General features: G+C 56.2%; 12 protein-coding genes. 8 read left to right on the top strand and 4 right to left on the bottom strand.

Annotated elements, in window-relative coordinates:
• Positions 1-4 precede the first annotated feature (4 nt).
• Together RE6C_RS23145 and RE6C_RS23140 are read right to left on the bottom strand one after the other, a co-directional pair.
• The gene (locus RE6C_RS23145; protein ID WP_008660554.1) at positions 5-1342 is read right to left on the bottom strand and encodes a 3-keto-disaccharide hydrolase; all 1338 of its coding nucleotides are present in this window, start codon (positions 1340-1342) and stop codon (positions 5-7) included.
• A 32-nt stretch (positions 1343-1374) separates the two neighbouring features.
• The gene (locus RE6C_RS23140) at positions 1375-2547 is read right to left on the bottom strand and encodes a sulfotransferase family protein (protein ID WP_008660552.1); all 1173 of its coding nucleotides are present in this window, start codon (positions 2545-2547) and stop codon (positions 1375-1377) included.
• A 258-nt stretch (positions 2548-2805) separates the two neighbouring features.
• Here RE6C_RS23140 and RE6C_RS23135 point away from each other — a divergent pair, with 258 nt between their 5' ends.
• The 7 genes from RE6C_RS23135 to RE6C_RS23105 all read left to right on the top strand — a co-directional run bounded on the left by RE6C_RS23135 (position 2806) and on the right by RE6C_RS23105 (position 9333).
• Positions 2806-3126 (top strand): MazG nucleotide pyrophosphohydrolase domain-containing protein, encoded by a 321-nt coding sequence (locus RE6C_RS23135; RefSeq protein WP_008663028.1) that lies wholly within the window; start codon positions 2806-2808, stop codon positions 3124-3126.
• A complete protein-coding gene (locus RE6C_RS23130; RefSeq protein ID WP_008660550.1) occupies positions 3102-5465 on the top strand; it encodes a hypothetical protein in 2364 nt (787 codons plus the stop codon). Before RE6C_RS23135 ends, RE6C_RS23130 begins: the two co-directional genes overlap by 25 nt.
• Before the next feature lie 45 nt (positions 5466-5510).
• Positions 5511-6449: an ABC transporter ATP-binding protein gene (locus tag RE6C_RS23125; protein ID WP_007326694.1), complete on the top strand. Its 939-nt coding sequence runs from the start codon at positions 5511-5513 to the stop codon at positions 6447-6449.
• Positions 6450-6549: 100 nt separating this feature from the next.
• Positions 6550-7083 (top strand): 3-hydroxyacyl-ACP dehydratase FabZ family protein, encoded by a 534-nt coding sequence (locus RE6C_RS23120; protein WP_007326693.1) that lies wholly within the window; start codon positions 6550-6552, stop codon positions 7081-7083.
• Positions 7084-7109: 26 nt separating this feature from the next.
• Positions 7110-7499 (top strand): acyl carrier protein, encoded by a 390-nt coding sequence (locus tag RE6C_RS23115; protein WP_007326692.1) that lies wholly within the window; start codon positions 7110-7112, stop codon positions 7497-7499.
• A gap of 31 nt (positions 7500-7530) precedes the next feature.
• Positions 7531-8037, top strand: a complete 507-nt coding sequence (locus RE6C_RS23110) for a 3-hydroxyacyl-ACP dehydratase FabZ family protein (RefSeq protein WP_008660545.1) — start codon at positions 7531-7533, stop codon at positions 8035-8037.
• A 6-nt stretch (positions 8038-8043) separates the two neighbouring features.
• On the top strand, positions 8044-9333 hold the full coding sequence (locus RE6C_RS23105; RefSeq protein WP_007326690.1) for a beta-ketoacyl-[acyl-carrier-protein] synthase family protein: 1290 nt from the start codon (positions 8044-8046) through the stop codon (positions 9331-9333).
• A gap of 173 nt (positions 9334-9506) precedes the next feature.
• On the opposite strand, the gene RE6C_RS23100 is transcribed toward RE6C_RS23105, so the two are convergent.
• Entirely contained in the window at positions 9507-10487 is a 981-nt protein-coding gene (locus RE6C_RS23100; RefSeq protein WP_039963189.1) for a polyprenyl synthetase family protein, read from the bottom strand.
• A gap of 312 nt (positions 10488-10799) precedes the next feature.
• Entirely contained in the window at positions 10800-11327 is a 528-nt protein-coding gene (gene moaC / locus RE6C_RS23095) for a cyclic pyranopterin monophosphate synthase MoaC (protein WP_008660540.1), read from the bottom strand.
• 1045 nt (positions 11328-12372) lie between these two features.
• On the opposite strand from moaC, the gene RE6C_RS23075 reads away from it, so the two are divergent.
• Positions 12373-12945 (top strand): helix-turn-helix domain-containing protein, encoded by a 573-nt coding sequence (locus RE6C_RS23075; protein ID WP_007329551.1) that lies wholly within the window; start codon positions 12373-12375, stop codon positions 12943-12945.
• Positions 12946-13351 lie beyond the last annotated feature (406 nt).

Raw genomic sequence — 13351 nt, 5'->3', positions numbered from 1 at the left:
ACCACTATTCACCGCCTTCTGCGGCGACCTTTTCGGCAACTGCGATTTGGCGATAGGTCGCTTGCGTGGTCTTGTCGTGTCCCTGCACGATGATCGAACCGGGCTCCAACCGAAGTCCTCGGCGAGGATTTTCATCCGCCTTGCGAGTGTCAACGATATCGGTCACCTGCAAACCGTTGACCCAAGTTGCGAAGTGATTGCCTTCGGCGACGAGCAAGATTGAATTCCATCGCTCCGGTTCACCGGCAACCACACGAGCGTCTTGTCGACGAAAGATCCCGCCGGCACCGCAGTCAGCGGGCTGCAACGGATTGCCATCGATCAACTCGTTGCTGACCTGGCACTCGTAGCCCATCATTTCATCGCCGGGGATGGCGCGAAAGAACAAACCCGAGTTGGATTTTGGATCATCCATCTTGTAATCAGCCAACATGACGAAGTCGCCGAACACAGCCTCCGTCTCAAGCTGTTGCTTGCCGCCGTCGACGACCAAATGACCATCGTCATTGATTCGGTATTCGCCATCCATTCCTTCCCGAACGGTCCAACCTTCCAAGCCATCGGCCAACAGATTCTTCAGACCCAACGGACGCAACTGAATGTCTTTGAAAGCGATTCGGCCTTCGCGATGTTGTAATCCGATGTATCCGGAAGTCGGCTGCGTCGCATCATCCAATTCGCAAGTCACGGTTCCGTCGATGGTGACTCGCAACGTTGCACCATCGCACAAGATGTTCATGGTGTGCCATTTTTCAGGATCGGTGTCGAACGTTTCGCCTTTCGATCGCTGCACCACGCCTCCGGTTGGAAACGGATTCGACGGCGGCGCGATGTTGACCTCATAGCAATCCGTTTGAACGCTCTGCGGATCCAGCGTCGTGCGTACAAACACACCCGAGTTGGTCTCTTCATCGCATTGGAACTGCAATTCCAATTCGTAGTCGCTCCACTGCGTCGACGTGGTCAGCAAACAATTCTCGCCTTTGTCGGCCACGATGGTTTCATCTTCCACTCGGAAGTTGGCATTCCCACCGATCACCCACCCAAACAAAGTGTGCCCGTCAAACAATCGAATCCAACCCTCTTGGGTTCGTTCGATCGGCAAACGACTGGCCAACAACTTCTCGGCGTCGGCTTCAAAAACGGGCGGCTCGAAAGAAGCCTCGGGAGACTCCGGCGGCAACTCATCGATCGCGGCAACCGAGCCGGTCGTGGTTTCGGTTTCTTTGTCCGTTGACTCCGTTGTCGCGGAAGACGAGCAACCCGCAACGATCATGCTGGCGCACAAGCAAGTCGCAATCGTGAACGCATAGGACGAGCGAGAGAAGATTCGGTTCATCATTATCCAAACGATCCAGTGAATTCAAAAAGAGATCAACGGTATCCGTACCGGTCAAAATAGTCGCTCCAACGATCCAGCAGGAGCTTTTCTTGATCCGGATCCAATTGGTGCTTGTTGGTTTTGTACTGCCGGTGTTCGTTGTCGGCCCAATCTTGGATGTCTTCGCTGACCGTATCGAAATCGCTCAACCGCAACGACTCGTAGATCGTTCGCAAAGTGCCGACCGGATCGGCGATCAAGTCTTCGTAACGAATATCGATGATGTGATGCTCGTCGATCTCCTGACGATCCGCATGAAACGAGTCGTACATCTTTGACAGACAAGTCAGCACGTATTCATCCAGCCCTTCTTCATCGCTGGTTTGCAACGATTGAACCTCGTCCAAACTTCGCCACAGCCGACAGGTGCTCGGAAACAGCGACCGCGGATCGCGAGTGATGTGGACAAACTTGGCTTGCGGAAAAGCTCGAGCCAAATGACCGATTCGGCCGGTGTGCGTTGGACTTTTGATCACCAAAGGCCGATTCGTCGACACGCTGACTCGCAATAAAAACGACCGCAGCGTCGACAACCAAGTTTCGCGATCCTCGTTGGACACGTCGATCAGGTCCAAATACTCCATGTCGACCTGATTTCTTCGCGGAAACGCGATTCTGCGATATGGCGAGGGCAGCCCCAGATTCATCAAGGCAAACTCGTCCTCCTGTGGCCGTTCCCACCCCGCATCCATGTTGTCCATCGGACGCTTGCCCGGCAGCAACCAGCTGGCGAATTTCCGAAAGAACCACTGCGTCACGAGAAAATGCGAGGGTGCAAAGCACTGAAACGTCGACGGGCTACTGAACCGTTCGTCGCGAACCATCAACTCATGCAGCAACGTTGTGCCGCTTCGCCAGTGCCCGACGATGAAGACCGGAGGCCCGTGCAATTCAGCTTCTCGCAGCCGTCGCGCGAACAAAACGTTCTGCAGCCACGTCAACAGCGTGTTGACGAATGTTGTCAGTGAAACGCTGATCACCATCGGGATTCGCGATGGACTGATTTCGAAACTGCCACTGCGCAGCAAACGCCACCATGCGGCTGGCCGCATCCCGTGCCAAAAACGCGGGCTGTAAAACGGGTACGAGTTCAGCTTGGCCGGTTTAATTTTTGCCGCTTTGGCTGAAGGCGTTGAGGGAACTTCGGATTTCGAAGTGGATTCCATGCGACTGGTTGCAAGTGTGCCGAAATTGGGCGGAACGGAAGGGGACAGCGTGACACAAGAGGGAGGCATGCCAAGGTGCCTCGCGGTTCCGATTCGGGTCGCTAGAATACGCCTCGCAGTCGAATTGGCCTATCATCCGAATCGATCGAATAAAGATTTTTTGCGTGTTTGACGGTTCAAAGTAGCCTGATCCGCAATCTCGAATCCAATCTTCCGCTCGGCCTTTGCCGAATTCCGCCTTCTCCGCCCGACTTCTTCATGACGTCTCCCAGCAAAGATCTCTCGATCGCGGATTTGCAAAAGCACATCCACCGCATGTATTACGACAAAGACGTCGCTCGCGGTGTGGATGGAACATTCATGTGGTTGATGGAGGAGGTCGGTGAACTCGCCTCCGCCCTACGGGGGGATGACCGCGAAAATTTGGCAGAAGAATTTGCCGACGTGATCGCTTGGTTGTTCACGATCGCAAACGTCGCCGACATCGATTTGGCCGACGCTTTGTCGAAGAAGTACGGCAACGGTTGCCCGGGATGTGGACGTTTTCAATGCGAATGCAGCCTGAGCGAAAAGCCATGAGCAGTCGGAACGCATTTGCACAGATCCGCCAAAGCCAAAGGCTCACGTCTTCGCTGATCCCGATTTTCGCGATCGCCTTGCTGGCGACAATTTCCATCCATCGAGGATCGTCCGCCGCGGCACAGGACGCCATGGCCCCCAACGTCCAAGCGAAGTGGGCAGGGATCCAAGGTCACTATCGACCGGGCCAATGGACCGCCATTCGATTGAAGACCGCGCAAGGCGAACCGACCATCGGCGATGCGATTCCCGTTGAGCAGCTCAGCGGCTTGGTCATCGAAACGCTCGACGGCGACGGAGCGGTTGTTACCTACGAACAACCCAATCTTTCCGAAAACTCTCCTTTCGGGCTCGTCATTCCCGGCAGTGAAGCGGCTCCGATCATCATCCGATCTGGCGAACAAGTTCTGGCGAAAACGCGATTGCCCGAAAGAGGCGTTCCGGCCAACGGAGCCGCCATGATTCCTCTGGGAATGCCCTGGGTCATGGTCTTTGGCGACACGCTCACCATCGACACGATCGGAGTGAATGAACTGCTCAACCGCGAAGCTTCGGTCGCGGTGACTCACATCCAGGATCCCGCCGCGGTCCCAAACCATGCGTTGGCTTTGGATGGCATCGACTTGATGGTGATCAACGCAGCTGGCATTCCGATCCTGAAAGAACTCAGTGCATCGCAACGAACTGCGCTGGCACATTGGGTTCGCAACGGCGGGCAAGTTCTGCTGACGCTGGGCGAGAATGCGGAGGCATTGCTGGACACGGCCGATTGGTTGGCGGAGTTGCTGCCCGAAGCGGTTGCGACCGCCAAAACCACTCGAATGGACCCTTCGGGTTTGGAAACGTTCACGAGCAGCCAAACTCGACTTCCTGAGTTTGAGGGGCTTCAGCTTCCCAAAACTTTTGGCCGCGAAGGCATCGGCGAAATGCTGATTTCCGGCCGAACCAGCCGCCGGGTGAGCCAACCGTTTGCTGTTCGATATGTATCCGGTTTTGGCAACATCACTGTGTTGGCGGCGGATCTGGAATCGCCCGAATTTGCCGAATGGCCCCAGCGGATGGACTTGGTCATGCTTTTGATCGGCGATCAGCTGCGGCATGCGGACGAAGACAATGTGAGCGAAAGCATTCGGCTCAGCGGCTTCGCAGACTTGGCTGGCCAAACCCGCGCGACGCTGGATCGTTTTGACCTCAAACGCCCATTCAGCTTCGCTGTCTTGGCGGTGATCATCGGCGTCCTGATCGCCTTGGTTGGTCCACTGGACTACTTGCTGATGCGAAAGTTCAACCAAAGCAGTTGGATCGGCTGGCTGACGTTTCCCACAGTCTCCGTCGCTCTGTCGATCGGACTTTGGATGGCGGCTCAACCCAGGCAACCGGCGGACGCGAGGTCGACTGACGCATCGACGGCCAACCAACCCGCGGTCGACGACGCGTTGCTGCGGACCAACTCAATCGAGTTCGTCGACATCGATGCCCAGTCCGGGTTTGGCCGACTGTTTCGATGGTCGTTCATCTACTCGCACCCATCCAATCGCATTCGAATTGCCACTCGTACCACGGCAGAATCCAAAGCGGTCGCTGACCAATTCCATCATCAAGTCCTGGCGCCGTTTGGGACGCCCAGCCTGGCGATGGGCGGCATTCAAATCGAGTCGTCAGGAAAATCCTGCGGCGTTTTACTAAAACAAGCCGATCCAGCATCACCGCTGAGCAGTCAGATCGGCGGGATGCGACTGTCGCCACGGAGCAGCAAGTCGATCGCACTGCAGACACAGTTTTCGACTGACCTGCCGGAACAAATACTCAAGCGTCGACGCGGCAGCGAACTGCTCAATGGAGAGCTCGTCAACACGTTGCCGGTCGACTTGCTCGACGGCATGTTGATTTATCAAAACTGGGTTTACCTGCTGCCCACTCGCTTACCCGCTGGTTCGCGAATTGACGAAGTCGACTCCCTTCGCCAAAAGAACTTCCGCTGGCAATTGTCGCGACAACGAGCTTTGGAAAGTGCTTCCGAAGGCGAGTCGTGGGACGTGACGATGGTCGATCAACCGCGTCGTTTGGCAGAGATGCTGATGTTCCATGATGCCGTCGGTGGGCCTCGCTACACAGTCCTTCGCAACGAGGTCCTCGGCCATTTGGATTTCAGTTCTTTGTTGACGGCTGACCGCTGCATTTTGATTGGACGTTGCAAGACGCCTTGGTCGGAGTTGGTCGTGACGACGGAATCGCCCGACTCGGATAACGCTTCCAAAACCGCTGAATCGCTCGCGATGCCTGAGCAATCCAATTCCTATGTCCGTTTGGTTTTGCCGGTCGAAGAAGTCCGGCGTTGATCGAATTCCCCCGTTTGTTTCCCTTGTTCTGCATCGTGCCGGCTCGTGATCAAGACAGTTGACCTGACGAAAAAATACGGCGACGCATTCGCGATCCGCGCCATTGATTTGGACCTGGAAGCGGGCGACCTGTTCGGTTTCATCGGCCCCAATGGAGCTGGCAAAACGACGACGATGCGGATCATCGCCACGCTGCTGGAACCCAGCTGGGGCGAAGCTTACGTGTGCGGCCACAGCGTCCACACGCAGCCCAAGGAAATTCGCCGGTTGGTCGGCTACATGCCCGACTTCTTTGGCGTGTACGACGACATGACCGTGGTCGAGTACCTCGAATTCTTCGCCGCTTCGTACCGGATCGGTGGCACCGATCGACGCAAACGCGTTAACGAAATGCTGGAAGTCGTCGATTTGGACTTCAAACGGGACGCCTACGCCAACACGCTTTCTCGCGGACAAACCCAACGCCTTGGGCTGGCGCGAACGCTGCTGCACGATCCTCAAGTCCTGCTGCTCGACGAGCCACTTTCGGGACTCGACCCGCGAGCTCGGATTGAGATGCGGAACCTGCTGCGTCGTCTAGGCGAAATGGGCAAGACCGTCATCGTCAGCAGTCACATCCTGCCGGAATTGGCTGACGTTTGTAACAAGGTCGGAATCATCGACCGCGGTGAACTCAAGCAGAACGCTCGCGTCACCGAAGTCATCCGGATGGTCCGCGAACACACCGTGTTGATCATTCAGCCAAGCCAACGCGAACAGATGTCCCGAATCGCGGAGCTTTTCCAGGGCCATCCATTGGTCCAATCGACTCAGCCGGGTGATGACGCCGTTCGGGTGATCCTCAATAGCGACACGGACGATTACAGTGAATTGCCCAAACTGCTGATTGAAAACGGCATCGGCCTGAAGCGTTTCGCCGAGGAAGAACTCGACCTGGAATCAGCCTTCATGGCTCTGACGAAGGGCACCAGCACCCGAATGTGAGCCTCCGCTGGGTAGAATTTGCCCAATTCGACCGCTTCGGTGCAATTCTGTGCCGATTCTATGGTTGAGGCGTTTTGGGCGGGGTACTAAGTTACGCGGCATGAAATACCGCCAAATCGACCGAATTACCGAACTGACACCCGGCCAACGCTTGGTCGGCGAACGAACTTTGGCGGCAAACGAAGAATACTTAGCCGACCATTTCCCGCGGTTCCCCGTCATGCCCGGCGTGATGATGCTCGAAGCATTGCACCAAGCCGCCGTGTGGTTGATCCGAATGTCGCCTGATTTTGATTCTGCCTTGGTACTTCTTCGCGAAGCCAAAAGCGTCAAGTTTGGTGATTTTTTATCGCCTGGTGAGACGCTGACAGTGGAAGCGGAGATATTCAAACGCGACGGTGCGTTGACGATTGTCAAAGCCAAAGCCCGCAAAGGCGACCGAACGACTGTTTCGGCTCGCTTGGTCCTCGAGAGCTGCTCTAGTGGCGACCCAGAACATCTTGGTACCGACGCGGACGTTCAAAGACTCTCTCGCGAGCAATTTTTTTCCTTGTTCAGCGACTCACCCGCCGCGATGGCCCTGCGTCGTCCCGGCGAGAACATATCGCCGACCATGACCCCTCACTCTGTTTGAAACACACTTAGGATTAGGAACGCACGATGGCGCTCTCAGAAGACGAAATTTTCACCAAGGTCCAAGAAGCTCTCGTTGACGCATTGGGTGTCGATGACGACGAAACCACTCGCGATGCCACTTTGGTGGGCGATCTCGGTGCCGAATCAATCGACTTCTTGGACATCGTGTTCAAGCTCGAAAAAGCTTTCGACATCCAAATCCCTCGCGAAGAATTGTCGCCGGAAGACATTCTGACGAACAGCCAATACGTTCAAGACGGTGTTGTCACCGCCGACGGAATGGCCGAACTGAAGAAACGGATGCCTTGGGCCGACTTGTCGAAATTCCAAGAAAACCCACGGGTTCAAGACTTCGGCAACTTGTTGACCGTTGGCGACTTGTGCAATTACGTCGACAGCAAAGTCAACCAGTAAGCATCCGCGTAACAACCGAAGGCAGCCTGCCATGCGATGGTTTTGGGTGGATCGCTTCACCGAATTTGTGAGCGGTTCTCATGCGTCCGGCGTGAAGAACGTCGCGTTGGACGAAGAGGTCGTTGACGATTACTGCCTCGGCTACACGATGCTTCCGCCAACTCTCATCATCGAGGGTCTCGCTCAACTGGGCGGGATCCTGGTGCACGAGAAATTTGGATTTACCAAACGGGTCGTTTTGGCCAAGGTCGGCAGTGCCAAGTACTATGCACCGGCGCGACCTGGCGATTCGTTGCAGTACCATGTCAAACTGGAACGCACCCAAGACAGCGGCGCAACCGTCACCGGTACCAGCCACTGCGATGGTGAATTGCAAGCCGAAGTTGATTTGATGTTTGCCTTCCTCGAGGAAGGCCATTTAATCGACGGACCGCTCTTCAATCCTGGCGATTTGCTGGCCATGATGCGGATGATGAACTTCTTTCACGTCGCCGTCACGGCTGACGGAGAACCGATTCCCTTTCACGAAAATCTGTAAACGTCCATGTCGTCGCGTCGCCGAGTCGTCGTCACCGGAATCGGTATGATCAACCCAATGGGTTGGGATGTCGCCACCGTTTGGTCTGGCCTTCAAGAAAGCGGCAGCGGCGTTGCGCCAACGACGCTGTTCAACGCCAGCGGTTTCCCCACTCGCATCAGTGCGGAAATCAAAAATTGGGACATCACCAAAGCGGTTGAAGACGGTGAAAAACACGTCCAACGCGGACGTCACACCCAATTCGCGATCGCGGCTGCCACTCAAGCGATGAAGGACAGCGGCGTTCTGTCGTCGATCAAGGATCCTACGCGGATCGGCGTTTATTTGGGCAGTGGTGAAGGCAACCAAGACTTCAACACGTTCAGCAAAATGATGGTCGCGGCACTTGCCGATGGAACCTACGACCCGACCAAGTTCATTGCCGCCGGATTGAGTCTGCTCGATCCAGCCAAAGAACTGGAACAAGAACCGAACATGCCCGCGGCTCACCTCGCCGCTCGTTTCAACGCGCAAGGCCCTAACTTCAACTGCCTCACCGCATGTGCGGCCAGCAGCCAAGCTGTTGGCGAAGCCACCGAAATCATTCGTCGCGGTGAAGCCGATGCGATGTTGGCGGGCGGAACCCACAGCATGATTCACCCGTTCGGCGTGACCGGATTCAACCTGCTGACGGCGCTGAGCGAAAGCAACGACGATCCAACCAAAGCCAGCCGCCCCTTTGACGCCGGCCGCAACGGCTTTGTGCTGGGCGAAGGCTCCGCCATGGTTGTGCTGGAAGAACTCGAATCGGCTAAGAAACGCGGCGCGACGATCTACGGCGAAGTCGCCGGCTACGGCACAACGGCCGATGCCTATCGCATCACCGACATTCCACCGGACGGCCACGGCGGTATCGGGTCCATGCGAATGGCAATCGCCGACGCGGGACTCAACCCGTCTGACATCGGTTATGTCAACGCTCACGGCACCAGCACCAAAGTCAACGACCGCGTTGAAACCAAGGCTTGCCGCGAAGTGTTTGGCGAGCATGCCGAACAGACCCCCGTTAGCAGCACCAAAAGCATGATGGGCCACCTGATCGCGGCTGCGGGCGTGACGGAGATGATCGTCTGCCTAATGGCGATTCGCGATTCGGTTTTGCCACCGACAATCAACCAAGAAACGCCGGACCCGGATTGCGATCTGGACTACGTGCCCAATGAGGCTCGTCCTGCCGAGATCAAGCACGCACTGAACAACAGCTTTGGCTTTGGCGGCCAAAACGTGACGCTGTGCCTGAGTCGCTTCGACGGCTAACGCATCATCCTGCGAGCTTTCCAGGTGAGCCGGACATCCAAGTCCGGCAATAGCCACTCAAACCGACGGACTCGGAAGCTCATCTCACTGTCTGGCACCAAGACAGACTGACACTGCGGCAGAATAACGGCGTCCGTGGCCTGTAGGGCCGACGCAAAAAATCCCGGCGTGATCTAGAACTTTCGATCGACCGCGAAATCGGCGATCGTCTTCAAAGACTCCAAGGCCGACGAAGGAGCGAATCCGCTGATCGCTTCGATGGCACTTCGGCGATAGGATTCCGCCACTTTGCGGGTGTAATCCGCCGCGTCGCTCTTTCGCAGCAACGGCATCACTCGCGCTAGCCGATCTTCCGGCGGCAATCGCAACGCATCCAACGCAGCGGTCGCGACCGTGGTGTCTTCGTGACGCAGCAACCGGATCAATGGCAAAGTGATCTTGCCCTGCTGCAGATCGGTTCCCAACGTTTTGCCCACGTCGTCATCGTCACCCCACAAGTCAAGGAAGTCGTCCGCGATTTGAAAGGCGATGCCCAGATCGTTGCCAAACCGAGCGAACGCTTCGACTTGGCCTTCATCGCCGCCGCTGAGATCCGCACCAATTTGACAGGACACACGAGTCAGCTCGGCCGTTTTACCGCGAATGATGTCTAGATAGGTCTCCTCGTCGATGTCCAGCCAATCGCGACCGAGCACCTGCCGCAGTTCGCCCTCACAAACCTTTTGAGCCGCTTGGCCAACCAAACGGCACGCCAACGTCGAAGGCAGTGTCGCGGCAAGATAGAAACTCTGAGCAAACAGATAATCCCCCAGCAGAATGCTGGTGTCGTCGTTCCAACGAGCGTTGATGGTCGGGACGTGCCGACGCGTCGCGGCTTTGTCCAAAACGTCGTCGTGGATCAGCGTCGCCGTGTGAACCATTTCGACAACCGTTGCCATCACGACGTGATCTTCGGTCGTCGCCAATTCTTCCGTCGTCAATGGATTTTTCGCCGTCCGGTCGGCGTGCATCGCGGCACCCGAAAGCAGCAACAGCGCCGGACGCAAACGTTTTCCGCCCAATTGCGTTCCGTGTCGTAGAACAGGCACCAAGGCTTCGTAGCGAGATTGCAATTCACGGTGCAGACGAGCGTCGACGGCCGCTAAAGATTCCACAATCGGTGCATAGATCGATCGAAGCGGACTGACTTCACCGGACGTTTCATGCGCACTGGAGACTGCATCCGCCGAAGCGATGGATGAGTCGGCATCGGCCGTTCGCTTGGAGACGGTGGATTTCGAAGAGGGAGGGACCACAGACCGATCCATGACGCGACCAGTGAAACTAGACAAGAACAGAAAACCGTCAATCATCAGGCGAGAGAGCATTTCTGAATACCCCCGTCTGGACTAAACCGAAGCCAAGCCCCGAGGACAACCTCGAATTCTCAGCTGAAACTTGATTCTGCCGATTCACTCGCGGCAATCTCAAGCTTGCTCGCCTGTGCCTCTACGAAAGTCACCGCTCTTCCCACCGGATTTCGACTCCAGCCGCACTTGCGCGATGACCATCGCTCGGTCGACCGACTTCAGCATGTCGTACACAGTCAGTGCGGCGGTGCTGGCCGCGGTCAGACTTTCCATTTCGATACCGGTTTTCCCGGTCGTGCGAGCCGTCGCGGTGCATCGAAGCGTCTGGCAAGCGGCCGCGGCATCATCCGATTCGGATTCCTCCACCCAATCAAAGTCGATGGACACGGCTTCGATCGGAATGGCGTGGCACAACGGAATCAAATGCGACGTCCACTTTGCACCCGCGATTCCCGCCAACCTTGCCACGGCCAAAACGTCACCCTTTTTGGCGTCGCCCCGCCGGATCGATTCGGCTGCATCCGCCGACATGCGAATCCTCGCCGAGGCAACTGCCTGACGGACGGTGATGTCCTTGCCGGTCACGTCGACCATATGGACTTCTCCCGCGGCGTTGAAATGAGTCGAGCGTGGATCGGGTTTCATGGCAGAATCGAAGCGGCGATGACAGAAGTGGCAATGACAGGCGGAGCGAGCTGGATGGCGGACTGACCGGCACAAAATCCATTGCGGTCGCATCAGCGTCGGTTTCGAGCAGTTTGAGCCGCATGCCACATGAGCACAACCAAAGCCGCATGCGCAATCGGAGTTGCTAGCCTCAATCGAACTTCACCGGAGCGGCCTGACTGCACGCAAACGCGGTCCTGGCGGCTCGCACGATGATTCCGCCGCAGACGATGTCCATCAATGCCCAACTCGGGTGGGCCTGGGGAACCAAACCGCTATCCCCGGCATCCAATCAAAAAGATTTGGGAAAGTTTTTTTGCGAATGTTGATTGATGTTGACACGGAAAACACGTGATTCCAGCAGTCGATTCGCTGATAGTGATTGTTCGCGATGAATCACATTAAAGAGTTGACCCGGATTTACTCGACACTATGTCTCGGAAGGGAGCAGTTTGGCTTCGGCTGAAACGCTCCCGGACACCCAGGGGGGAATTCTGGGAAACGGTGCTTCGGTGTCTCACCGCCGCGGGAAGGGTTCGTCATGACGACGGACCACGATTGCACAGGTGATTCCTAGCACTGCCAACGGGCGATCTCAGCCGATCGTTCCGCACCAACAAATCGTATTGCATGAACCACGTGTCAGGATGACTCGTGGGGAATGAAACGAGTGCGATGTTGCGGAACGCTGGGCCGAGTGTCACTTGATGGCTTTCTGTGTTCTTCCCGCCGATTGCAAACCCATGCAGTCGTTTGAACAGACTCATTACATTTTCATCGCGAGAATCCCGAATCGGAAAGCGTTCAGCAGGACGCGAGCCGGCAGGCCCAGACCCAGCGTTTGACAACCTCACCCACCATCAATCGAAGCACGACCCACCGTGAACAGATTGGTTCCCAACGAGATTTTCGTTGAGAGCGTGTGGATGAGAACGGAGAGCGAAACAAGGGCCACAGGGGCAATGGTTACCGACGCACCATTGTTCCAAGGGAAGAATCAACGAGGCGTTTTGGAGCACCTAGTATGAAGGTCTTCACAACTGGACAGGTCGCCAAGATCTGTAAAGTTGCCCCACGAACTGTTAGTAAATGGTTCGATTCGGGGCGTTTGAAAGGCTACCGCATTCCTGGATCGCAAGATCGGCGGATCCCGCGGGAGTATTTGATTAAATTCTTGAAGGAGCATGGTATGCCCTTGGGCGACCTGGAAGACGAAGCGATGGCAAAGTGCCTGATCGTCGCCCAGGACCAAGTTCTCATCGAGAACCTGAAGCGTGAATTGCCACCCGAAAAATCGTTCAAAGTCGCTGTTGCAGCCAGCGGATTTGAAGCCGGCATTCAAGCCGAAAGCTTCAATCCAGACTGCATCATCGTGGACTTTTCGATCGGTAAAATCGAAGCGGTTCAGATTTGCCAAAACCTGCGAAAGAACATCGATTTCACCGATATCGTGTTGATTGCGTTGCTGCCAGATGATGGCCAACCAATGAGCTTCGATCGCAGCAGCATCAACGAAACGTTCAAAAAACCGTTCGACGCACACTTGCTGGCAGAACGTTTGCGAACCCTCGTCGGAGCAAAGAAGGAGTTGGTCTAAGACCGACTCAGAAGGGCCTTTGTGCCACCCCGCCTCGACGCCCTTCATGCGAACCCGCTCGCATGAAGGGCGTTTTTCGTTGGCCTGGTGCCCTTCTGGTGAACCGCCGTCCCATCTCGATCATCCGCTGTGACCTCAGCGGCCCGATGACGTTCACGGCTCCCCTTGCGGTTGAGCCGGCAATCCACAGCAAACCACGGGTCTTTGATGGTGGTCCACACTCTGGTGGACTTGGACATCGCGTCGCGGCGTCGAGCTTCCATCGGAACGCCTGAATGAATGCACAGTCCGCTCCGCCGTATCAAGATCACCCTGCCGAGATCGCCTCGCAAGGGTCACCTCGTTTTGGGTTCTGGTTGGAGTGGCTACACTAGCACGTCGCGACGGACAAAGATCCTTTGCATCC

It is taken from the genome of Rhodopirellula europaea 6C, from assembly GCF_000338295.1.
In the GTDB taxonomy this organism is placed as follows: domain Bacteria; phylum Planctomycetota; class Planctomycetia; order Pirellulales; family Pirellulaceae; genus Rhodopirellula; species Rhodopirellula europaea.
Note: the sequence above shows the minus strand (reverse complement) of the source record. Positions and strands in the feature narration are given on the sequence as shown.

Excerpts from the sequence above, each read along its gene's own strand:
- RE6C_RS23145 (WP_008660554.1), bottom strand. The coding sequence starts at position 1,342 with ATGATGAACCGAATCTTCTCTCGCTCGTCCTATGCGTTCACGATTGCG.
- RE6C_RS23140 (WP_008660552.1), bottom strand. The coding sequence starts at position 2,547 with ATGGAATCCACTTCGAAATCCGAAGTTCCCTCAACGCCTTCAGCCAAA.
- RE6C_RS23135 (WP_008663028.1), top strand. The coding sequence starts at position 2,806 with ATGACGTCTCCCAGCAAAGATCTCTCGATCGCGGATTTGCAAAAGCAC.
- RE6C_RS23130 (WP_008660550.1), top strand. The coding sequence starts at position 3,102 with ATGCAGCCTGAGCGAAAAGCCATGAGCAGTCGGAACGCATTTGCACAG.
- RE6C_RS23120 (WP_007326693.1), top strand. The coding sequence starts at position 6,550 with ATGAAATACCGCCAAATCGACCGAATTACCGAACTGACACCCGGCCAA.
- RE6C_RS23115 (WP_007326692.1), top strand. The coding sequence starts at position 7,110 with ATGGCGCTCTCAGAAGACGAAATTTTCACCAAGGTCCAAGAAGCTCTC.
- RE6C_RS23110 (WP_008660545.1), top strand. The coding sequence starts at position 7,531 with ATGCGATGGTTTTGGGTGGATCGCTTCACCGAATTTGTGAGCGGTTCT.
- RE6C_RS23105 (WP_007326690.1), top strand. The coding sequence starts at position 8,044 with ATGTCGTCGCGTCGCCGAGTCGTCGTCACCGGAATCGGTATGATCAAC.
- moaC (WP_008660540.1), bottom strand. The coding sequence starts at position 11,327 with ATGAAACCCGATCCACGCTCGACTCATTTCAACGCCGCGGGAGAAGTC.
- RE6C_RS23075 (WP_007329551.1), top strand. The coding sequence starts at position 12,373 with ATGAAGGTCTTCACAACTGGACAGGTCGCCAAGATCTGTAAAGTTGCC.